This is a genomic window from Paraburkholderia sp. SIMBA_053 (assembly GCF_046534895.1).
GTDB classification, from domain to species: domain Bacteria; phylum Pseudomonadota; class Gammaproteobacteria; order Burkholderiales; family Burkholderiaceae; genus Paraburkholderia; species Paraburkholderia caledonica.
This window is the reverse complement of sequence record NZ_JAWRXU010000015.1, coordinates 123,272-146,065: the sequence shown is the minus strand read 5'-3', so window position 1 is coordinate 146,065 and position 22,794 is coordinate 123,272. Positions and strand designations below refer to the sequence as shown.

13 protein-coding genes are annotated in these 22,794 nt (G+C 61.1%); 1 reads left to right on the top strand and 12 read right to left on the bottom strand.

Translation table 11 applies throughout. From position 1 onward, the window contains the following. A partial coding sequence (locus tag SB753_RS29950; RefSeq protein WP_410803449.1) for a hypothetical protein occupies positions 1 to 197 on the top strand: 197 nt, incomplete at its 5' end. Between the two features lie 271 nt (positions 198 to 468). Here SB753_RS29950 and SB753_RS29945 read toward each other — a convergent pair. The 12 genes from SB753_RS29945 to SB753_RS29890 form a co-directional block, all read right to left on the bottom strand. Then, positions 469 to 4,896, bottom strand: a complete 4,428-nt coding sequence (locus SB753_RS29945) for an AAA family ATPase (RefSeq protein WP_410803447.1) — start codon at positions 4,894 to 4,896, stop codon at positions 469 to 471. Between the two features lie 510 nt (positions 4,897 to 5,406). Continuing rightward, the gene (locus SB753_RS29940) at positions 5,407 to 8,778 is read right to left on the bottom strand and encodes a DEAD/DEAH box helicase (RefSeq protein WP_410803446.1); all 3,372 of its coding nucleotides are present in this window, start codon (positions 8,776 to 8,778) and stop codon (positions 5,407 to 5,409) included. Between the two features lie 3 nt (positions 8,779 to 8,781). Continuing rightward, a complete protein-coding gene (locus SB753_RS29935; RefSeq protein WP_410803444.1) occupies positions 8,782 to 9,249 on the bottom strand; it encodes a hypothetical protein in 468 nt (155 codons plus the stop codon). Positions 9,250 to 9,275: 26 nt separating this feature from the next. Next, complete coding sequence (locus tag SB753_RS29930) at positions 9,276 to 9,800, bottom strand: hypothetical protein (protein ID WP_410803442.1); 525 nt, start codon at positions 9,798 to 9,800, stop codon at positions 9,276 to 9,278. Then, complete coding sequence (locus SB753_RS29925) at positions 9,787 to 10,626, bottom strand: hypothetical protein (protein ID WP_410803440.1); 840 nt, start codon at positions 10,624 to 10,626, stop codon at positions 9,787 to 9,789. Before SB753_RS29925 ends, SB753_RS29930 begins: the two co-directional genes overlap by 14 nt. Positions 10,627 to 11,031: 405 nt before the next feature. After that, a complete protein-coding gene (locus tag SB753_RS29920) occupies positions 11,032 to 11,430 on the bottom strand; it encodes a hypothetical protein (protein ID WP_410803438.1) in 399 nt (132 codons plus the stop codon). A gap of 141 nt (positions 11,431 to 11,571) precedes the next feature. After that, positions 11,572 to 14,832 (bottom strand): helicase-related protein, encoded by a 3,261-nt coding sequence (locus SB753_RS29915; protein WP_410803436.1) that lies wholly within the window; start codon positions 14,830 to 14,832, stop codon positions 11,572 to 11,574. Then, entirely contained in the window at positions 14,829 to 16,688 is a 1,860-nt protein-coding gene (locus tag SB753_RS29910; RefSeq protein ID WP_410803434.1) for a phospholipase D family protein, read from the bottom strand. The genes SB753_RS29915 and SB753_RS29910 overlap by 4 nt, the downstream gene beginning before the upstream one ends. Next, positions 16,661 to 17,887, bottom strand: coding sequence for a DUF6361 family protein (locus tag SB753_RS29905; RefSeq protein ID WP_410803432.1), 1,227 nt, complete (start codon positions 17,885 to 17,887; stop codon positions 16,661 to 16,663). The genes SB753_RS29910 and SB753_RS29905 overlap by 28 nt, the downstream gene beginning before the upstream one ends. A 403-nt stretch (positions 17,888 to 18,290) precedes the next feature. After that, positions 18,291 to 19,166 (bottom strand): hypothetical protein, encoded by an 876-nt coding sequence (locus SB753_RS29900; protein WP_410803431.1) that lies wholly within the window; start codon positions 19,164 to 19,166, stop codon positions 18,291 to 18,293. A gap of 229 nt (positions 19,167 to 19,395) precedes the next feature. Next, positions 19,396 to 20,592 carry a patatin-like phospholipase family protein gene (locus SB753_RS29895; protein WP_410803429.1) on the bottom strand — a complete coding sequence of 399 codons (1,197 nt, stop codon included), beginning with the start codon at positions 20,590 to 20,592 and terminating at the stop codon, positions 19,396 to 19,398. Further along, positions 20,585 to 22,792 (bottom strand): ThiF family adenylyltransferase, encoded by a 2,208-nt coding sequence (locus SB753_RS29890; RefSeq protein WP_410803428.1) that lies wholly within the window; start codon positions 22,790 to 22,792, stop codon positions 20,585 to 20,587. Before SB753_RS29890 ends, SB753_RS29895 begins: the two co-directional genes overlap by 8 nt. Between the last annotated feature and the right edge of the window lie 2 nt (positions 22,793 to 22,794).

The following is a 22,794-nucleotide window of genomic DNA, read 5'->3' as shown; positions in this document are numbered from 1 at the left end:
AGGCAGTTGAACATGTGGGTCAATTTTCGATGCAAATTTCTATCGGAAATGGGTCAGTTTTATGCGCGTATCAACAGCCCTTCCCCGCTTCGTGGGCAAGACTACCGGAACAGCTGACAGCGCTGTCGCCAAAATGGCCGCGGCAATGGCTCCAAGTAACGATGACCTCAGGAATCGGGAAGCACTACGATTTCTGACGCACTCGCAGAGCGCCTGCCGATAGCTAAGCTAAGCCACGCGCAAGCTGGCAAATGGCCAAGCTCCCACCGGCGCTGGATTGCGTCGCCATCCGGGTTCAATCGGTGTCGCCCGCCGTGCGTGATTGCCGCTGCATCTGGTTCGCGGACTCACTGCCGAATGGACCTGCGGTGTGTACAAGTCCGAATCGTACCCGCTTCAACCCGAGTGTCGGTAGTTGCCGTGGCCTACCGAATGCGAAATGAGGACGTTATCGGGCCCGTCATTCATTCAGCCCGCGTTCACCGCTGATTCGCCCAGAAAGGCGGCGCGCTGGCGTGGCGAGGGGGCGTCAAACGTTTCGAGCCTGTCACGACCACGAAGCTCACTTCCGTCAGAATAGAACAGCCGCGTGAAGGTGAGCCGCCCCCCGAAGCCATCGCCCGCTGAATCGCCGTACGCATTTTTTTCGCCCGCAACGGTCCAGATAGCGACCAGACCTTCACGTTCGAGCAGTCTGAGGAAGGCGTCCCGGTCGACCAGTGCAGCGCTCTCGCCCGCCGTCGAGACGGACGGATCCATGAAGCGGGTGACCCCCTGAGCATCCTGATACACGATCGAGCGACCATCGGTGAGATGCAGGCCTAACCCATCCATCAACCACCGTGCCGGCAGACGCAGGTTGATGTGATCGCTGACCGAGCCATCGTAACCGTCTGCCTCGGCGCTGTACTCCGTCGTCGTTGGCCGGATAGCGAGTCTGTTCCCGCGTCGCACAGTTGGGTCGACAGGGCGCCAGTCGAGGATCCAGTCATCCTGCCCATCGTCGAGCGATCGCCACGGAAACTCACCGAGATGAACGCGGTAACCCCCTCCCGCGGCGGCAGGCACGTCGTGCGGGCCTGCCATCTGACCTGTCGACATCAACTCCAGCGCCGTGTCGCGGTCTGCCCTTCGCACGACCACGCTTGCTACACGGCGCCACGCCTCGCAGTGCATGCCCTGCGTCGGCGTGCGCCAGGTCTTAAATCCTGTGAGCACCAGCCAGTGACGATCGTCGTCTTCGGACCTGACAGCGATGTTCTCAACTCCATCAAGGATATCCTCGGACGAGTGCAGCCACGTTATCGCCTCGGCGGGCGTACGGGCAGCAAGTTCGGGGGCGCCGCCGATCCAGAACGGCTTCGCCGGAACGTCCTCCCAGTCATCTGCAGCAACATGATCGACCAGCAGCGAGGGGTCGAGGTTGCGCAACCGAAGCGGGTCGGTGTCGCGATCCGGGAGACGTTCGAGATTGTCGCTCATTCGCGCGACCAGTTCATAAAGCGCCAGCCACTGATACTTCTTGCCGATTCGCTCGAGGGAGTGCTCGTTGCGATCGCCACGGACCTGCCGGTCGAACGCGCCATGCAGTTCCTCGGACCAGCCAAGGTCATGTGCCCGCTTCACGACCCAGCGCCGGGCCCACGCAAGATTAAACCCGGTAGGACCCTGTTGGCGTGCATAGCTCTGATACATGCCTTCGGCTCGCCAGTGCTCGGCCCGCTCCCGCCATTCTTCGAAGATATCCGAGCCGACGGCCGCCCTGAAGACCGCCTTCGCCGCCCTGATCCGGTCGCGAGCCTCGCCCGTCACGACAGTGTTGCGGGGATTCTCGCTGGCGATGGTTGCAACGAGCCGGTCATGCGCCGCAATCATGTCCAAGGTCGCCGTGACCTTGAACTCCTCAAGCCAGGCGTTCCGCAGGTCCAGCGCGTTCGGCAGTAGCGAGGTGCCAACGGGTGCCGGACTCCAGTCCTGCACCGCGTAGTCGAGCACGTAGCGCCCAAAATCACCGTCCTGGCACGAGTTAACGATCTCGTCCGGATACCTTGCGTTGTCACCGTACTGGCGCGTGTAGCCTTCGATGGTTTCGTCGGGGACATGCTCGATCGGCCAGGAGCTGAGAAAGGGTTCCTCGAGATTTTCGCGATCGATTGTGCTGCCCAGCACGCCCCGATGCATGGCATATGCAATCAGTCCGAGGGCATGGTCGCGCAGTAGCGAATTTGCCGGGGGCGTGCGGTTGGCAAAAAGATCACGATAGAGGGTCGTGGCGACAGCCGACAGATCGTAATCCTCCCACACGCCCTGCATGGCCGCCCCGTAGAGCGCGGCAGTCAGACGCTCGGTCAGATATCCGTCGTCAACACCTTTGAACCCGGTCCACAGGCTGACCGCGAGCCGGGGACGACCCGCAAGCAGTGCGACAAGCGCCTTCGTCGCTCTATCGCGAAGGGGACGGAAGCTCGTTGTGAAAAACCAGGTGAGCTGTATGGCCGCCAGCTCGGCGCGCGCAGGCGTAACGCGTGTCTGGTCGGCGTTCCACGCCCAGTCGACGAGAGTCGTTGCACGGTTCGAATCAGCCAGATGGACCGACCAGTGGGCATCCCGCTCTGGCATCGCATGCCGCCGGAGTTCGCTGTCGAGCACACGCACGTTGAACGGATGCTCCGGCTCAGTCGACAGTGCAATGAGCGTGTCGAAACGCAGGCGTTCGTCGCCCATTTCATCCACGAGCTGCCAGGTCCTTTCACGGAAAGCCGTCGGCCGGCGGGCGAGGAGGCTGTGAACGAATGCTCCCTCCAACCATGACCGTGGCGGTACGCCGGCCAGATCCGGAAGCTCCAGCTCCAGCTGCTCGGGCAGCTGGATGGCGAGCGCCTCCAGAAGACCCGGCACGATCCGGGAATGCGGATCAGCCAGCGCCTGGTGCAGCGGCGACCCGGGAGCGCACACGGCACCAGCTCCCGCGGAAGCCATGCTGCGATTCAGGAGGCTGGCGGCAATCGCATGATCACCCATCCGCTCGAACGTGAAACGCACAACCTCCCTGGATTCGACGCGGGAAAATGAGTCCTGCTCCACTGCGAGAAGCCCTTCGTTTTCCAGCTGGAACAGGATGTCACTCGCGATCTCATTGCCATCGTAGATTGAGCGCACGAGCTCGTCAGCGCGCTCGAAACCAACCTCCCCACGCCCTGTCCTGGACATCTCCGTCGTCAATGCCTCGATCGCTTTCGAAACCAGGTTTCGGCGTGGCGCAACCTTCGTTGTCACTTCAATACGTCGTGTGACGGTCGACGTAAAGAGCCGGAACGCTTCGGAGATCCCGCTCAGGCTGTCCGTCATCAATACTTCGCCTTCGGCCTTCAGGGCATCGCAGGCCAGACGGAGGAAAAGCGGGTTGTGCAGTTCATCGAGCTGACGGGGAGCCTCCGGTACGCTGATGCCGCGCCGGCGCAGATAACGCATCACATCGTCGTCGTCGAAGCCCTCATGTTCAATGCGCGGCAGCTTCGATGCATCCAGTGAGTCCGGGATAACGACATCCAGATACGTTGTCCGACACGACAGCACTACCGTTATGAAGGGAAACTGCCTGAGGTCGTTCAACAGACCCGCGAGACGCTCCGGCCAGATCAACTGCCCATTCTTCTCATTGAGTGCGTCGATTACGACAAGCGCGCGAACATCCGCCGCTTCTCCGGCGGCATTGAGTGCACCGAGGAACTGCCTGACCTGGAGACGGCGCGGCAGATCGAGGTCCCGCAGGATCTCCCCCCACGGCTCGGCATCCGGCAGCTTGCCGCCGAGCACCATCATGGCCGGTCGACCGGTCTCGATCTGGTGTGCACAGGCGTCAGCTAGCAGGTGTGACTTGCCGCTTCCGGCGTCACCGGACACGAGAAGCGCCCGCGTGTCGAGATGGTGCCAATGATCCGCGCGGACATTGCGAGCGCAGGCACGCAACGCGTTCATCAGATTGGAAACGGCGATCAGCTCCGGGCTACGCTCACGACCTTGCCGCTGGTCCCGGAGTTCGCCATCCCACACGGTAGCCAGGCCGGCAGCGGCATCGATCCTGCCGCGCAGTTCCAGCAGCGGAAATGGATCCGGCTGCTCATCGGCGAGTGAGTCCAGTTCGGTCGCAACGCCCAGCGCGGCCGTGCATGCGGCGTTGTTCGCGCTGTCCGGCATCTGTTGCAGGCTATGCCTTGTTCGCGCAGCGAGCGGTTTCAGCGCTTCGAAGATTACCGGGTCGCGCACCGTCGCGAGAATCGACTGCCGTACCGGGATGTCAATGTGGGTTTGCGGACTGTAGCGATCCCCCAGGCTATCGGCTGTCCGGTCAAAGGCTTTCCGGAACCAGTCGGCGGTCAACAGCTCCTGGTCGAACCAGAAGGCTATCCGTCCCGCCGATCTCGGATTGCTGTCCGTCAGCCTCTGTTTGATCTCGTGCGCGTCCCAGCGATCGATCGCGAGCGTCCTGCCGGCCGCGGCGGCCTCGCCGATCCGCTGCTCACGCCACTTCGTCCATTTTGCGAATGCCGTCGTCACGTCAGCGCGGCGCGAATCCGCCAGATCGAACGGGAAGCACGCGATGAACCGGTGCATGGCAGGATGCTTTACAAGTGCTTTCGTCAGTGATCCGTCGAGCGAGCTGAGCAGACTGTCAATCTCCCAGTAGAACTTCACCTGCCATCCGGTTTCTGAGCCGTCGGCGTGCGTGGCAAAGCACTCGATGCCGCCGTCTCCTCCCCGTCCCTTCTTGTCGAAGCGGATGCGATCCGTCAGCGGTTCATCGCCCGCCAGCTGGCAGCATAGCTCCTCGAATGCGTCGGCCTGGCTGGTTCGATGAACGCGGATTTCCTTGAAGTCAATATCGGGAAGCGGCATGGGCAAAAATCAGTCAGGAGCAGTGAAGGCGAAAGCAGAGCCGTTTCCCGGATTCGCGCGATGGCGCTCGCAGTGGCAGGGCTTTGCGCCTGCCCTCCGCTGTCTCCAGGAAAAGTCCATATATAAAAAAAGCAGCCTGCTCGGTCGGCGAAGGGCCGCTCCGAAGTGCGGGCCGCAGCGTACACGCACAGAAGCGCGTAGCCCACACCGTTTGCGCGATGGCCCGTTCTTGGCTCGGCTGCTTTATGTCAGCCGGAGATTGTACGCGGCGGATACGCGAATTTCGACAGGCGACGCGACGGACAGTGACTTCATGCTGTCCCCCCCGTGCCGTTGCGACCGAACGCGCCCAGTCAGTATCGTTGACGCTGCGCCCGCTTCCCTGTGCTGAGCGAACGTTCACTGACGCGCAACGCCTGCGTCGGCAAACAGGGACTGCGGCCGTTGCCCGGGCGTACGCCAACTCCGCGTCCACTGCACCACGTGACAGGGCCAGCGTGCGCGAAGTCCTCATGCGGGCTCGCGCTGGCGATTGCGTCCCTTTCCTGGCGCGTCACGCTGCACCGGCGTCTGGGAGTTCAGCCGGTGCGCACGCTTCAGTATCGTCGCAAAGTAGTTCTTCCCTGCTCCGCCCGCGCCGGCGTTTTCGAGGAAGCTGGCGTCGCCGAAAAACACCAGGTGATGCCTGGCGCGCGAACAGGCGACGTTCAGACGCTTGCGGTCCAGCAGGAATTGCAAGGCGCCCTGTGTCCGCACCGTCGAATAGCAAACGAGATCCGCTTCGCCACCCTGGAACGCGTCGACGGTGTCAACCTTGATCGCGAGGCGTTCCAACACGTCAATCTGTTCCGGATGAGTCGTGCAGTAGGCATTCAGCCTGTCCCGAACCAGCTTCTTTTGCGCTGCATACGGGGTAATGACGGCGACCTCAGTGTGTGGTGCCGCGGACTCAGCCACACTCGCCAGGAAGTGCACTATGGCGTCCGCTTCGGCAAGGTTGCAGAGGCTCCTGCTTTTCGCGGGCCGCGTCTGGCGCCCTTTCACATTCACCCAGTTCAGGCTTTGCGACATGAGCGCCGAGCGTTCCCAACCGTCTGCGGCCACGCCATTGAACAGGGTGCGGGTCTTTTTACGCGTGTAAAAGAGCTCCCCCACCAGATCGCCGATCTCAGGCGCCATGCGGTACTGTTCCCTCAGGATCGCCTTGGACCCGGCAGGCAACTGTTCGAAAAGCAGTTCGAAAAAGCTTGTCTCGAGGAATGCCTCGCGCAGAAACGGCAACACGTCACGAGCCGAATCCTCGCGCAACAGCGGTGAGACGCACGGTGGCAACTGGTAGTGATCACCGATCAGGATCGCCTTGCGACAGCGAAGCATCGGAATCAGAAGTTCCGGCACGGTCGCGCGGCCCGCCTCATCGATGATGGCCACATCGAACACGAGATGATCCACGCCGCCCTTTGGGGTGGACAGGCCTACGCACGTCGCGCCCACCAGATTCTTGTCGGCGAGCAATAGCGTGCTGAGTTCTTCGAGCGTCGGCCTGTCGAGGAGATTGTCCGGCGTGTTCATCACGTAGTCGATCACGGTCGACCACTGGCACGCGATGTCGTGCCTGTCGCTGGCAGTCTCCATCACCTTCCTGCGGGCATCCTGCGACAACCGTTCCACGAACTGCGCGTATCGTTCGTCGAACTGGTAACGCGACAGGCTGGCGCTTACCTTGTCGGGGTTGCCAATGCGAATGACCTGCACCGCTGTCTGCGCGAGGTCCGGAAAGCGCTGGATGAAGCGTTCGAGGGCATTGTCCACGGCGGTGTTCTGCTGCGAAACCAGCAACACCCGGCAATTCGGGTTCGCCGCAAAAAGTTGATACAGCATCTCCACGATGGCCGTCGTCTTGCCCGTACCGGGTGGCCCCTGGATCAGTGCAAGGTGCTTTGCCTTTAGCGCCATGCTGACGGTTTCCCGCTGCGACGGCGAGAGCTTTCCTTGCCAGTGGATATCGCGCCCCGTCCAGAACGGGTCATCCACGGGCAGATACGATTGTGGGGAAAGCAGGATATCTTTCAGCGCTGGCTGCACCAGGCGATCATGAATGAAATCGTCGAGCGCACGCTGCTGGCGCTTGAGCGCCGTTGCCGGCAACTGCACGCGAAAACGGTAGCGCCCCTCAGACTCCTGCCATTCGCGCGGGAACTGTCCGCGTATCGCAAGCGCTCCCTCGTCGGTCAGTTCGTATTCGAGCGATGTCCTATGGCGCTCCGGTACCGCCGGAATATAGGAAAGGCGCTCACTGTCCCATCGCTCGATGCGCAGGCAATGCTCCCGGTGAAGCATGCTGTCCCTGTCGACCTGACGCAGGTAATCGAGGGCCGATGCATCACACGTTTCTTCTCGCATCTGTGCTGCACTGACTTGAAGCGAGGAGAGCCGGTCGTCGATCGCACTGGGCGTCGTGTCGAAGGTCACGGCACGTACGCTTTCGGCTTCTCGCTGATAATCCAGCACGCTCTGCCACCGGCGCATGAAGATGGACTGCGCACGTCGCAAGGCGTCTTGCCCGTCATTCGCGGCGATCTGCGTCGCATATTGCCGGAACGCGTCGATGGCAGGTTGCCAGTGCAGCGCGCGGATATCAATCGCGTCGGTGACAAGCGTGAGGGAAAAAGGAAGCTGGTGACCGACCTGCATGTGTTCCGTCTGGATCACCTCTTCGACCTGCACTCCCGCATCGTGCTCGCCGATTTTTGTGACGAGACGCACATGTGACTTCCCAAGCACGTACTGGTTGTTTTCCGGATCGCAAACCAGCAGGTTCCACTGCGCGAGGGGACTGAAAAACTGACTGTCGGATATAGCGTCGAGCAGTTTCTCCGGCACACGGACAAAAAGCGGATGCTGGTAGGACGCGCCCAGTTCGGGCGGCGGCAGTTGAGATGCACCGATCCAGCGCCGCTTCGATTCCGGTAGGAGCGGGTTGCTGTCCAGCGTGATATTGAATGCATCGGGATAGACGAATAGCGTCTGTCCCTGAAGCGGAAGGATATGTTTGTGCGTGAGTTTCGTGACGGGCACCGAGATTTTCACAAACTCGTCGAATGCGGTGCCCGACACCGCCATGCGATTCGCATGTGTGACGGTCATCGCGACCGGCTCGCCCGGAATGATGTGCTCATAATAAAGGGCACCACGCGCAACACATCCGTAGAATGCTCCTTCCTGATGTTTGTGTGCACCGGTGATCATCACGGGAATCTCGTCGCCGAATGGAACAGCGAGCGCGAGTTGCCTGCTCTCATGACGTCCAAAGAGGAGCCGGTGCCCGAACCGGGGCAGCGGCTTTCTGATTTCATCAAGGCTAACGATCACCAGCTTGCCGCGGTAAAGCCACTCATCCGGCAGCAATGGCTCGGTCGGCCGTAGCTTGAGCACGGCTGCCCCATCGGTCACACGTGCGATCTGAGCTTCCGCATGGTCGAGATATGCGGCGTACGCGTCCAGCCTGAGCTTTGCATCCTCGATGCGGCAAAACGCGTATTGCAACGCCAGGCGCCGGAATGGACTCGTAGTGTCCGCGCCAATCTCGGTACGCACCACCTCGTACAGACTGTCCAAGCCTTCGCGGATCGGCGCGATCTTGCCGCGGTTATCACTGAGGGCCTGCAGCAGTTTCTTGCGCCAGTGACCGGCCTTCTCCGTCGTCCACCGTTTGAGGTCCGCCTGCTTCGTCCTGCAGGCCTCTTCATACTCCTGGTAGATGGCTTCCGCTTCTTCCCGCAGCGTCTCGCTGCGCTCGGCCTCCTCCTCGGACATCGAGTTGAAGATCCACTTGGCAACCTTCGCCGCGACGAAGACGGCGACTCCGATGAGCGGCCACATGGGTCAGCGATCGTCCGCGTCAGTATGGCTGGTGAAAACGCGTGAATCCAGTAGCGCGCGACACTGCTCAGCCGTGATTTCCCCTCGTTCGAGCATATCCAGAAGCCGCGACCGCTCGCTCTCGTTCTTCATGGCAAGATCGTGGCGACTGTCGATCCTGCGCAGGTCGCGGATGTGCCCATCCTCGTCCCGCTTCCGTTCGTTCTCCAGTTTCTGTTTTTTCTCCGCGAAGTCAATTCCATGCTTTAGCACGTCGGCCTTGATTTCGAGGCGTTTGGTCTCGGCTTCGATCCGTGCCCGTTCGGTGCGCTGGCTTTCCGCACCGTAGTCCGCGATGCTCTTGAACATGCCCGCGGCCGAATCGACGGCCTGAATGACGTGCGTAGGCTCAACCTTGGACAGAAGACCGCCTGATTTTTTGACCGTGGGCGTGCGCCGGGTGTTGATGGGGGGTTTTACAGACTTGACCATGTCGTCCTCTCAGGGATAGGTACTGCTTATTTGATGTTCTCGTTCAGACAGGCGAGGCTCGATCCGACCAACGTATCGAGGATCGACTGTAGATTGTCCAGTTCCTGCGTGTAGCCACGCAGACGTGCCTCGCAAACCATGCGATGAACGCGGAAAACAAGTTCGACCTTGCGCTTGATCGCTTCAAGGATCTGCGCGCGTTCCCGGGCATGTCTTTCCAGACTTCTCGCAAGCGCCTCCTCACGGTGCTCCTGGTCGAGGCGGATCGTCTCGTGGTCAAGTTCGATCATGCGCAGATAGCCGTTCGCTGTCTCGCGCAACTCTTCATTGGCTATCTCAAGCTGCCTGTTCAGTTCTTGCTGTGTGAGATACCGCATGTAGCTGTGGCAGGCGTCGAACACAGCGATAGCGGCGTCGATCCATACCGCAACCGGGTCCAGACCTCGTAGGCCGCTGACACCGCCTTTCGCAAGGATCATCCCGTAGCGAAGCACGCGTGGGTCGTCGAACACCTCGTCGCCCATCTGCCTGAAGATCTCAACTGTTCTCATTATTCTGCGGTATCCAGACGTTATCCAACGTGGCGAGCGCGGAATAGACGGCCGTCCACGGAAATGCGCGCCTGCGCCACCGCGGCGTGAACACGTGCATGCGATTGAGCATGTCGATTCCCTTCGAGCCGGGTGGTCGTTGCGCCGCAAACAGTGCGCTCACCGCTACGTCCTCGTGCAGCGTTTCGTCGGGGAAGACGAGCGTGTAGCCGGTGCCATCGCCGGCGGGCGGCTGTGCCTGCATGACGGACTCGTCAAGGAAGTCGTAGTAGAGCACGCACTCATCGGGGACGATGGGCGCGAGGGTTGAGGGCAAACCATCGGGAACTGCGTATCGCGTGCGCAACTCCATGACCGCATTGTCCAGTTCCAGTGCGGGCTGGGAGCACTGCGCTTCGGTCCCGGTAGACAGCGTGAGTTCCACGCCGCGCAGCGCGGCGTCCGGTCCGTGCATGCCGTCGACGGCATCGCTGGCCGCACCGCTTGCATGTTCCGTAAAGGCATCGCTGCAGTGTGTCAGTTCCATCTCCCACTCGCGCCACCAACCTTCGTCCGGTTGCTGGGCAAGTTCCGCGAACGACGGAAAGAGAAATGGCAGCCACGCGCACTGAAAATCGTAGTGCTTCATGCGTGCGAGCTGACGCTCGAGATCGACCCGGCGACCCCTTGGCGCACGGCCGTCCTGCTGGCGGCGACCTTCTACAACGAGCTCATCCCGGGGAATCGTTGTGACAGACGGGTGGTTGCCATGCAACAGTGCCGGTGCCTGGTCGTGCTGCGTGTCCATCCAGAGTCGCGCCTTCTGCTCGTGAAGTGTCGCGAGCATATGTGCGTACTGGCTACCGGAACGCGTCAGCCCAGAATCATCGAGAATCCGCAGCCCGCGAAGACGTTCAAGCACGGGTTCGAGTTGCGCGCGACCGAGAGACGTGATGGCCGGCAGATCCGCAGGGTTCGTGTCGCTTCGACTCTGGCAAAGGATAACGAAATGCGAAATTCGCCCGAGTTGTGCGAGCAGTTTGTGCCGGATCTTTAGCTCGTAGCACTGCAATGGGAGCCAGACGCCGAACTGTATGTTGGTTGAAGCACTACCATGCTTCGACCCTGTAGAGTCTTCTGCGGTCATGTTGAGGCGGCGTCGACATTCTGCTGACTGCGGAGCAGCACTGCCGTCGTCCCGGCGAGCGCGCGACCCGATGTGCGTCCAGTCGGCCGTGTGCGAAGTTTCCTGTTATGGGTTGCGGCGAGTCGGCGCCGGGAAGGCGAGCCGGTCGCCTGCCATGACCGCAATCCGTTCTTCAACGAGGGCAGCGGCAACATACGACGCGAGCTGGCGGCCGGGCCGGTTCTCGATCAACCATGCGCCGATCGAACCGGCCGGCGGATTGTCGCGGGACGCACCGACGGCGACAGGTCCAGCCTGAGCACGGAAATGCCCGATCAGCCGTTCAAGCAGTTCGGGAGCGACGAACTCGTGCGTTCCATCGGCTCCTATCCAGAAGTGAAAGCCCGCCGCCAGTGAGCCTTCATACTGGAAGGGAGCGCGGTTACTCAACGTATGAATGGTAAGCGGCATATTGTTGATCTGTCTTGGGCCCGGATCCAATTGCGGGTGAAACTCTTCCTGCATGCAAGCGAATTATCGGCATTATTCAGCGGATCTTGAATTCGACAAACGCCGCCGTGCACGGCGTTCATTCGGCAGACGAGGCGACACCGGGCATGACAGCCCGCCCGGCTAACCTTGGCATTACGACGCGGCGTCGGGAAATCATGTAGCCTCTTCGCCTTTCGACGATCCGTCAACGCCGTCGGCGTCCCCCTCGCCATCAGCGCGGCGTGGGCCAAGCGAAATTCGCCAGCGCCCGACGGAAGCCGCTGCGTCTTCCTCGCTCAGGTTCTGCTCGAGGCAGGATAAAAGGTCCTCCTGTCGCGGCTGCGCAAACACCAGGCGGTACAGCGCGAGGCTGCGTTTGAGCTGCCGGTAGCGGGACTCGTCCCGGCTGAGCGGTAGCGCCATCACCGTTCGCTCGATATATGCGCCGTCATCATCTTCGTAGATCCAGTAGGGAATCAGATCGTTAGTGCCGGGCGCGCGTTCCTGGACGGCGAGATCGAACAGGGTGTTCCAGAGATCGCCGCGTGCGTGCCGCAATGCTGCCGGTCCATGCTTGCGAGCGACGTTCTTGCGAACCGCATAGCCCTTGTAGCGATGCACACGCCCTTCACGCTGCTCCATATCAACGGGATTGGAGGGCAGGTTCCAGTGCACAACGGAATGACACCAGTTGTGGAAATCGAGCCCTTCCTGACCGACAGACGTCGACGCCAGCACGAACGGCCAGAACGGCGAATTGAACGCTGCCTGCACGACCTTCCTGCGCGCAAGCGCGCCGTCTTCCCCCTGCTGGTTACCGAAGCGCAATGCAAAGTGGGTGCGGATTCGCGTTTCAAATGGCTTGATGCCCAGCAGGTCGTTCTTGAACTCCACTTCATCAGGCTGCAACGGTGCGCTCCGCAGGGACATGGCTTCATACATGGCTTCGGCGAGCATCTCACATCCAGCCTCCGCAGTGCGATCAGCGAGCCCGCTCGACTCGAAGAGTATGTGCGCGTATTCGTCAAGCAGTGCCTGCAGATTGCCATCGGCGGCATATTGCAACACGCTCTGCCAGTACGAATCCTCGTCCTCGACAGTCTTGAGCATGGCGACCGCGCGCGACGAGTTGAACTGGCTGCGCAGACCTTCCGCGATGCGCGCCGCCGCGTCCAGCATGTCCTCGGGCGCCATGTCGTGCGGCCATACGCGCAGTAGGGTCCGAAGTGCGCAGGTAGCCGGTGCGCAGAGCGCGACGCTTGCAAGAACAGTCACAAGATCATCGGGCACGCGACCCATGTCTTCGGATTTGCCGTCCCATGCGTCGAGCCACAGTCTGACGTGCGCATCGAATGCACTTTCAGTATCGACCTCTTCATTGCCACGCACCCTGCGCGCCTCAGCCCAGCGAAGCGCGCACCATTCGCGTGCCCCTGGATGAAGGCCTGCCTCAAGGCGGGCGAGCACGAGCCAGTACCAGCGCCTGTCGAACGGGCCTTCCTTGACGCGCCGATCGATGAGCGGCTCGATCGCAGGTCCGATGATGGCCATTGCCCGCTCGCGCAGCTCCGCATAAGCTGGCGTTACGTCCACGTCCACGTCCACGTCCACGGCGGCGCGCAGCGCAAGGGGATCGACCATTCGCGCCAATGCTTGCGAAGGAAATGCGAGAAGGAGCGCGGACATGCCGGACGGTCCACTCCCGCGTCTGATCGAGAAGCGCAACTGCTGCGCAAAACGATCGGGCATGTTTGCGTATGTCACGGTGCGCTTCGAGTTCCGGGTCAGCCGTCGCTCGGCTTCGTAGGACAGCAGCGCGGCGAGCGCGTCGGGCACGACGTTCCAGGCTGAGAACACGAGTTGTTTGCTGACGGGACCGACATCGGCGTACTCGCCTCCCGCCTGCCAGTAGTTCAGCGACGGTGGCATCCAGAGCAACTTCCAGAGGCCGTCCGCATCGATGCGCCCGATCAGTGCTCGAAGCCGCGCATTGCCGGGATCTATCTCACGGTAGCTGTCGAGATCATTCTGACTCAGAAGTGCCAGTCCACGCTGCGCAAACGCTGCATGAATGGGAGAAGACGTGCGTGCAACCTGCTCACGCACCGTCTCCTTGAGTTTGTAGCCATGCATGAAATTGAGCAGATACGGGCTAGATTTCCAGTACTCGATCGTCTCCGGCTCCTTGATGGCCTGCGCAATCGACTCCAGCGAGCGGAAATCAGCCAGATCGCGCGGACGCAGAGACGGTACAAGCAGGCTTTCGCGAACCATCGAGTCCGCGCGCCGTGTGGCCTCGACGCGCTCCGTACGGCACATGACATGCCGCAGCGTGTGCTCGATCCGCTCCTTGACTGGTTCAAGTGCCGCAAAATCCCCGATTCCCCGCGCGCCAAGCAGGCCCGTGCGCATGGCGCTGATGTCGGCTTTCAGCGCATCGACTTTCGCCTGCTCGCCCGGATAGAGAAATTTGAGCGTATGCAGGAAGTCGTCGTAATGATCTTCGCTCTCCTCGTTGCGGGCGTACATCTTGTACGGCGTCGCGGATAGCAGCAGCACGCGCGTGCGCGCTTCGTAGTTGAACAACTGATGCGCGAGCTCAGCGGCGGGATTCTCGGTCTCCGCGGGATCGTCGAACAGATCATTGAAGCGCTGGAATTCATCGAGAACCACCAGCGCGGGCCTGAGCGCGACGAGACACGTCCGCGCGAGCAGCGTACGCAGCTCGCCAGTGAGGGCCGCCCGGCGCTCCCTGTCCTCATCGCTCACCGTTCTGCGTCCGTCATGGTGGATATCTGCGATGTCGCGCAGTTCGCGGTAAAGCGCCCGATCGCTCCTGATCGCCCGCCGGTAGGCCTTTGCGATGCCCTGGTCATACTCAAGCGGTTCTCTTGCCTCGACTTCCCAATCGTCGCCAGCCGTCGCTTTCAGCGCGCGGCACAGGCCACGCTCGGACACACCGGGCAGGTCACGCAGCATCTGATAGATCAGATGGCGCTCCTCCTTGCGCCCGGTGCGACGACCTGCTCCGTTGTTCGACGGCAGCGCAGTGCCGGGCGTGAAGCCGATGACGTTCACCGCATTCCGCTCGAGATTCCGGGTGTACAGAGGCAGCAGCGTTAGCCGGTTGGCCTTCGACATCGCTGACTGACCCGGCAACAGCAGGCGCCTGATGTTCTGTGTCGCGATTTCGGCGTTCGAGCAGACGTAGACAATGTCGATGCGCTCATCCGTCCGAGCGTAGCGATCGATGATCTTCGCGAGCACACCTTTCGCAATCATCGTCTTGCCCAAGCCCACCTCGTCCGCGACAAGAAAGCGCGTGGCTGGCTTAGCGTCGTCGAACATGCGCCTGAATACGTATTCGACGGTGTCCCGCTGGAAATCCTTGAGTCCTCTCAGGACCATGCTGGCAGCAACGTTGCGCGTCATCATGCTTCCCCTTCTGCCAGCGCTGACTCGAAGACCGACCACAGTTCCATCAGGTCAGCCGTGAGGATGGGCTCGCTCCCGCGCTCATTGGAGTCGGGACGTCGCAGGCGTTCCACGAGATCTCGGATCTGCACGAGGCGTTCGGGGTCACGCGCATAGGCACGGGCAAGCATCTCGAAGAGCGGCACATCGTCGAATAGGGGCCGCCGTTCATCGCCAGGCGACACGCCGTCGCCCTGCCCGTTGCCATCATCACCCTCCCAGTCGCCGAGCAGTAGCATGAGATAACGGACCAGTCCGTCACGATTGCGGATCGCCGCGCGAAGGATTTCCAGGTCCCGCTCCTCCGGCCCGCCGAAGAGTGGCAGCTTCAGGGCGAAACTCAACGCGGCCTCGCCCCGCGCGAGCGAGAACCCTGTGAAGGACGTGATCTGCTGGGGAGGGAATTCGCCAAGCGAAACACTTTGTTGCAGTGGATCTTGGGTGACATTCACCGGTCCCGGACGAACCGGGACGGCGCGCGCTTCGTCTGATGACACGAGCCATGCGCGCGCCGCTGCGCCGTTCCAGCTAACGCCGTCTAGGCCGCGAAGAACAACATGCCAGCCCTGCTCCGCTTCTTCGCAATACAGTGCCAGTGGTGCGCGAGCGAGCTCGTCGCGCAGATGTTCCAGTGCGCGTTCGTCTTTCATTGCCTGTTCGTCAACAGGCACAGAGCGGACATAGTGCTCAAGCAACGGTCCGATCCCGTCGCCGCCGATCCAGTCGGACGGTCCACCCACCTTGCTTGTGCGGCCGATCAGTTCGACTACAAACTCGACATTGCGGCCGCCCACGAGCGCGGCGTCCGTCGCGTTGGCTGATCCCACAAACAGATGTGTGTCCCACGCCCGTCTGCCGACATAAACCTTTGCATGCAAGCCACGTTGACGGTGCACGGCATCGTCTTCCGTGTCACCACTTGTCGCATGGTCGCTCAACACGCGCACGTCCGAAAAACGCCCGTGCGAAGCGCACCGGTCGAGCTCCTCAGCACGTGAAACCAGAAAGAGTGACTCTCTGGCACGCGACGAGAGTGCGTCAAGTGCGTCGGCCGAGACAAACGGCGAGATCACGCCGAGCTGGTCCCACTGCATGCCGCTCGCGGGCTCAGGGAACCATTGTGTCGCCTTTGCGCCGATGCCGAGCGGATGAAAGCGCACTTCACTGAACCTGCCAGGCGCCGTCCACTGGGTATGCCGGGCATCGGCGGCGAGCCGGTCGATCTGTTCGCGCCGTCCGACGCTCATCGTTTCTTTTGCCGTGCGGCTCAGCCATTCGATGAAAGCCGCCAGCGGCCGGCTGGTGCCGACGGGCTTTTTGCCCCGTTCGCCCTCCAGCCACAGCGAGAGATCCCAGGAACGGTCGTCGGTGATATTCCGGGTGAGGACGAGCAGGCGCAGGAGCGTAGGTGCTTTTCCGCCCGGCTCGTCCGGCACGAAGCGCAGCAGCCACACCTTCGGGTGGAAGACGCCTTCATGCGGTGCCTGTGTTTCATGGACCATGTCCTCGAGCAGTCCCAGCAGCGCATTCGATTTGCGCGGAACCTGCAGACGTCCGCGCTGGCACACGACTGTCAACCGGTCGCCCATGCGTCTGAGCGCATCCAGTACCGGCAACGGATCATGCCGGTCAGGCGACGTATCCTCGGCATCGCGGCGCGCGAGATGTAGCGGTAAGGTCAACAACGTGATCAGGTCGAGCGAATAGGTCGTCGCGACGCCGCATTCATAGCGATAGCGATCCGGCGGCGTAAGCGCATCGGTGAGCAGGCTGCGTTGTTCTGGGTTGATCATGCGGCACTCCAGCCAGCGTGCCATTCGCGAAGGAAATCACGCGCCACTGGCCATCGATAACTGAGCGGTACGAGCCCCGCCTTGCCGCTCCATTGAGCGCGCGCGGCCATGTTCCCGAAGCGCGAGCGATTGCCCCCGCTCTTGATGCTCGACTCTCGGGCCCGGATGAGCTGGCGGCAATCGGTCGATTCGGCCACCCGCTTGTGTTCGCGCAGGGCGAGGTCGAGCCAGTTGTGAACGAAATCCTGCGTGGGTCGGGTGATAGTGTGACCCTTGCCTACTACGCGAGCCCAGAATGAATTGAGATCCCAGCCGGCGCAAAGGGGTAACTCCTCCGCGGCCCATGCCGCAAGCTCCGGCGCACGTTCATCAATGATGTTCTCGCGCCGCGGCGCGAGCCTGGCAAGCTCCAGGTTGTAGAGAAGCGCCGCGCCGCGGATGAGAACGCTCAGGCGATGCGCGTCGTCGATCAGCGACCGGATCGTCTGGGGAAACCGCTCCCTGTCCGGATGCATCCAGATCTGCTCTGCGTCCGATACTGCCGCGCCTTTGGCGAGCTCATGCGCAAGCCGGGTGAGGAGCGAATCCCGATGCTTCAGCGTCCAGCGGTCGAGCAGGAATGCAGCTTCGTCGCGTGTGAGCTGCAGGCTCGCCGCGACCGGAAAGCATTCAGGGCGCAATGCGACGAGCTTTTCGTCCCATGGACGGCCGGCCTGATCTCCATCGTAGCTTTCGCCGTCGTCGCGCCTGCGCAGAGTGCGCCGTTGCGCGTATCGGCGGTCTGCAAGACCGAAGTACTGCTGCAGCGAAACACGCGAGCGCCGCATCCCCCAGCTCCCCAATGCCGCCCAGTAGACGGAACTCGGAAGGCGTTTGAGGTCTCCGCGCGCTTCCCGGCCGATAATACCAGGCTCGTTCGGGGGCGCATGAGCAATCAGCTGCTCCAGCAGCCGGAGCTCCGCCGCGCGAGCGGCACCGGGAAACGCTGATGATGACGTGTTCCGCGACTCAAGCTGATCGAGTAGCCAGGGCACGAAGAACACATAGCGCAGCCGCGTCTGGATCGTTGATGTGCCGGGAAACAGCTGGTCCGCGATGGAATCGCGAATGCCACCAATGCCCAGTTCGTCCCGCGCATCGGGTTCGTTGAAGAGCGAGAGTATCTGCAGGCTACGCTGTGCCGCGGATGCGTCGTGATCAAGCCATGAAAGTTGGGATGCCATGGATCGTTGTCGTTGTATTTCTTGCTGTCGAGAAGTGCGGGGACCTGACTTTCATACTTCGGGTGCGAGAAGCCGCGGAATCCTGCGCCGCATTGACAAGGATTAGACCGACCACGGGTTCCAATTGAGTGCCGCAATGCGGGGTGTCATGTCCCTTCGTTGCATACCGGTGAGTTCGCCCGCTGACGAAGTTTGCAGAGTTGCCTCCTGGCCGGACAGCGACTGCCCCCGGTGGGAGATCGCTGAAGGCTGCTACGGCCCCTGCGGTCACGTCAATACCGGAAGCAAGCGACTCGGTGGTGGGCGTGGATTTCCAGATGCCCAGGACAGGCCTGCACGTCCGGTAACACAGGCAGATCGACATGGAAACAATCCGGTTCGAAGTCAACCACTTCGTGCGAGCCTATGGTTGCGCCGGTGCGCTCGCTGGCCCAGCACTTACCCAAGGTGCCTGTTCTCCGGATCTAAGCACGATCCCGGCGTAAGGTGAACTGGCATCAAGGTCGAAGCGAAATGCGTTCTTCTTATCGGTCAATCTGGGAATGGCGCCATGCCAGAATAATGTTGCCTTCTTGCCTGCCAGTGTCGGGAGGTAGTCGGGCAGTATTTTCTTTTTGCTTGACACCAGCAGCAGGGGAACTTTCTTCGCTTCGTGGAGGAATCGCTTTCTGCTTTCTATAAGAAAGCTATAGTCCGCCTCCCTGACGGTTGACGCGCCGAAAATGATCCGCTCGCGCGGATTCAGCGAATCGATGTCATCGGAAGCACTGCCAAGAAACGTAAACGCGGTCTCATATGTCAGTTGCTGGTTCCCGATAGTCAATGGCTGTAACGCACGTTCTCCGGGCGTGAATTGTGACCACGCATCTATGACCTCTTCCAGCGTTCCGGGATAGTACGCTGGGAGCGTACGCACCGTCACTGCCAGTTGCAGCAGTTCCGCCTTCGTTGGTTCTCGGGTCTTCTTTCGCAGGGTTGGTCCTGCACCGAGAAGGTTTGGAACAGGTTTGCGAGGTTCATCCGCAGGTCTCGGGCGAGGCTCTCCGGGGTTTATTGACGGCTCGGTAGAGCGCGCCTCGTTGGGGCAGCCAGCGACGTGCCGTTCAGGAGCGTAAAAGTACGTGTTTTTCAGCTTCTTGGGATGCACCTTGACGAGACAAGCTTCGTTTGGGCAATAGCAGGAAAGATCAAACGCTGCCTTTGCCTTGTACGCGTAGTCCGCACTCACCTTCGATTCCACTTGCCAGCATAGAGCTTCCGTCATTAGCTCATCGCGCATACGATCTCCTGACCTGGATGTTTTGCTGTTGGTAGCGCCACAGCACCCCAGAAAAAACCCTTCATGTTCACAATTCCCTGATCGACTGCCCACTCCGTCCATTGGCCCGGTGTCCCGCCTCGGTGAGAAACCGTACGCACCCCGGCTCGCGTCAATCTGGCTATGCCTGGCTGAGCCAAATTGCTGATGGAAACACCTTCAACGCTCCTAAACGATGTTCCCGCGATATTCAGAGAGTGGGCAGATATCGGTCTAGGATAACGTGGGTAAGCTGCTCGCCGCGTAACGACAGTGCGTCAAGATCTTCCTTCGCCATCGCAGCGAAATTGGTCGGATAGTCCTTGACCTTCTCACGCGGCACGAGGTCCGGCGGCGCGTAAGGCAACTGTTCGTCCATCTGCCCCAGGTACACCATACCGAAGCCTTTCAACAGTCCATGGCGTGCATATTGATGCAGGCGGTTATAGGTCGCATCCTGTACCTTGCGATGGACCGTCTCGAAAGACAGTTTGACGCGACTGACCCACCAGAATGGACTGGCTTCACCACCCACCTGCCCTGCTCCCGCATTCAAACTGATGATATGCGTCGCCTTGAAGCTGTTCACACTGATGCCTGCGTTTCTGCCCGGTTCGAGAACGGTCACGCCGAGGTTTTCGAACACGCCGCCGTCAGTGAGCACCACCTTTTGCACCGACTGCCGGTTACCGCGGACAAACGCGAATTTCTGGATCAACGGCGGTAGCAGCAATGGAAACGCCGCCGACGCTGCGACAGCACGGGCAACGGGAATTTCGTTGTTTGCAAGGCGGCCATATCGCCAGCCTCCTGACGCTTGCGAACCGAAGCGAAATGCCGTGCCTGTGCGCAGATCGCAGGCGTTGATAATGACCTCCACGCCCTTCCACCTGACGTCAGCGATCACGGTGTCACCGAAGATCGTGCGTGCCAGTGCGTGTTCGAATGCGGTCGTCAGGCTGCCCCAGATCGGTAGCAGACCGGATAGCCGGGCAAGACTGGTCTCGAGTGGTCTCGTAGGTAATCGCGTGACGGCACGTATGAGGGAAAGCACTGCACCCGTTGCGCCAAGCATGAGGGCGGGTATCGCTGTAAGCAGAATGGTCGCGAAAATCCTGGGTGTCTCGCGGCTGAAGAAAACCGACCTTGCAATCGACCCGTTGAAACCCCTGCGCAGGATGTCAACCATCCGCCGGTCAAAGTCAGCGAACTCCGCGCCCCAGTATGCCAGGCAGGCGCCGATCACGCTTCCGCCTGAGACAGTGGAAACCACTCTGACCTTCTCCAGCAGCCCGCGGTCGTGGAGCGCACGCAGGCATCCGAGATGAAAGGCCATCGCGCGGGATCCACCTCCCGACAGCGCAAGCGTCAGAAATGTCCTGGGGGACTCGCGGGCTGTGTCAGTCATCGCGGTCGAATACGTTGCCTGCTATCAACGGCGCTTTGGCTGACCCGCCGACAATCAGCATCAGAAACTGATGAGCCTGAAAATCGGTACCTTCGAACAGCCGCACCATCGCGCTCCGGTCTGTATGGCTTGGATCGGGTTGCGAGCCTGGATGCGTATGCCACATGCCAATGAACGCCACCGAGCCTCTCGATCTCGAGGTCTGTTCCGCATTCATCTCGGCTACGCCGCGGGTGCCGCAGATAAACCCGGCTGGACTTGCCTGACTATCGGGTGGCGGGCCACTTACGGCAGTGATCCACACAATCTTCAGAAACCGGTCGAGCTCCCCGAACAGGATTCCGCCTGTCTCCGGCGTTGGGCCCCACATCCTTTCCGACTTGCGCATCCATCCGAGCATCGCCGATTTAGCCGCAGGGGCAAGCCGGATCTGATAACCATGACGTGGATCGACAAGCACATCATCGGATGGCCACGAATACTCTGCTTCATGCGGTTCGTCGGCACGGATGCGCGGGGCTTGCGATATCTGCATGCCGAACCCAAGGGCGTGTTCCTCCGTACCGCCGGCAAGCCAGTCGGCTGCCACGTTCAGCATGCGGCCGGTCAGGATCGCGATATCCGCTGCAGAACCAACAAAGGTAGGATCAGAGCAACCTGGTTCTGGCTGAAACAGGCGCGAAGTACGGGCGTCTGTCGGCCAGAATTCGTCGAGCAACGTGCGCGCACCCTGGGCATTTGCAAACTCCAGCTTCATACGTCTGTCGAGGTCGAGTGCGACGCCTGGTCCGTTGCTCCGGGCCAAGGTCATAAGGCCTGTTTGCGCCCGATGGCCTACGGCCATTGAGATGATCGGCGGATGACTACCCGGCCGGTCTCGCAGGCACAGTTCCAGCGCAGTTGCAACGCGGATCGATGCGGTTGCATTGATGACGACATCCGCCTCGAACAGTGTCTGCGCGCTTTCGGGATTCCCAAGGACATGAATGATATTTGTCCGCTGCGGATCAGTAACGATCGCCGGGTTGATGAGGCGGACGTTTGCGCGTGTTGCGTACGCCTTGTTGACGCCCACCTGGTGTCGATTAAAGATCTGCCGCGCGAGCACGCCTGGCTTAACGACGGATTTGTCGTACAGCGTGAGCTTTCCCACACCGGCTCGCGCGAGAAATGTCGCGATCGTACTGCCGAGTGCGCCGCACCCCAGTATGGCGACGTGGCGGCCGCGCCAGTATGCCGCTGGCGTGCCAGCATCCCTTGGCACCACGATCTCCGGGCGGTCTTCGAGTACCGAACACCAGTCAATGGATGCGTTCTCGGCCCAGCCATCGAACAGGCGCTCGTCAACTGGATCGTCGTTGGTTCTGGCGAGCACGGCCTTACGCAACTCGATGGCATCGTCTGCCTTGATGCGCCAGGCCGCAAGATGCTGACGCCGCTCTTCGCCGACAATGCCCCGCATGGCCGCACCTAGGACGAATACCAGCGGCTTGTTTTCCGGATTGTGCAATGCGCCGATTGTCAGCAGCAGCCGGATGACGTCGAGCGGAATCCCCCTCGCCTGAAGTACGGTCCTCAGGGCCGCGAAGGTTTCGGGATACTCAAACGGCATGTCCGACGGCAGAAGGATGGCGGGTGCCATGCTCCCTTGGGACGTTGGCGATCTGTAGTCCAGCCACTCGCCGAGTTCAACACAAAAATCGTTCTCGCGGACAATGCAGGCATATCCGGCCCAGAAAGGTGCAGCCGCAACCGGAGTGTTGACAGTCGGCACCACGACCAGCGCCCGACCGTCATGATAGGCGACGGGCGGATGGAGTGGCAGACCCACGGGGTCAAGCTGGTTTAGGGCTGCTGCGCGTAACCATTCGTGCATACGCTGGACGAAGCCGAGCATTCCATCGGCCGGCTGCCATTCAGTTTCAGGCGACTGGTAAAGGCAGATCGTACGTCCCCACTGGACATGCGGGAAGCCGCCGTAATCGGAATGCGCGAACCAGAGTGCCGGAATATCGAGAGGGAATGTCACCGGCACAAAGATCAGCAACCGTTCTCGCGGCCGGAATGGAATCCCCCCTTCCGCCTTGGTATAGGCGCTGCATGCGACGGAAACCGAGATCCTCAGGTCGGCGCCGGTCGAACCCGGCTCCGTGACGTTGACGATCTCAAGCGCGTCATTGGACTGCTCAGCGATCTGCACCA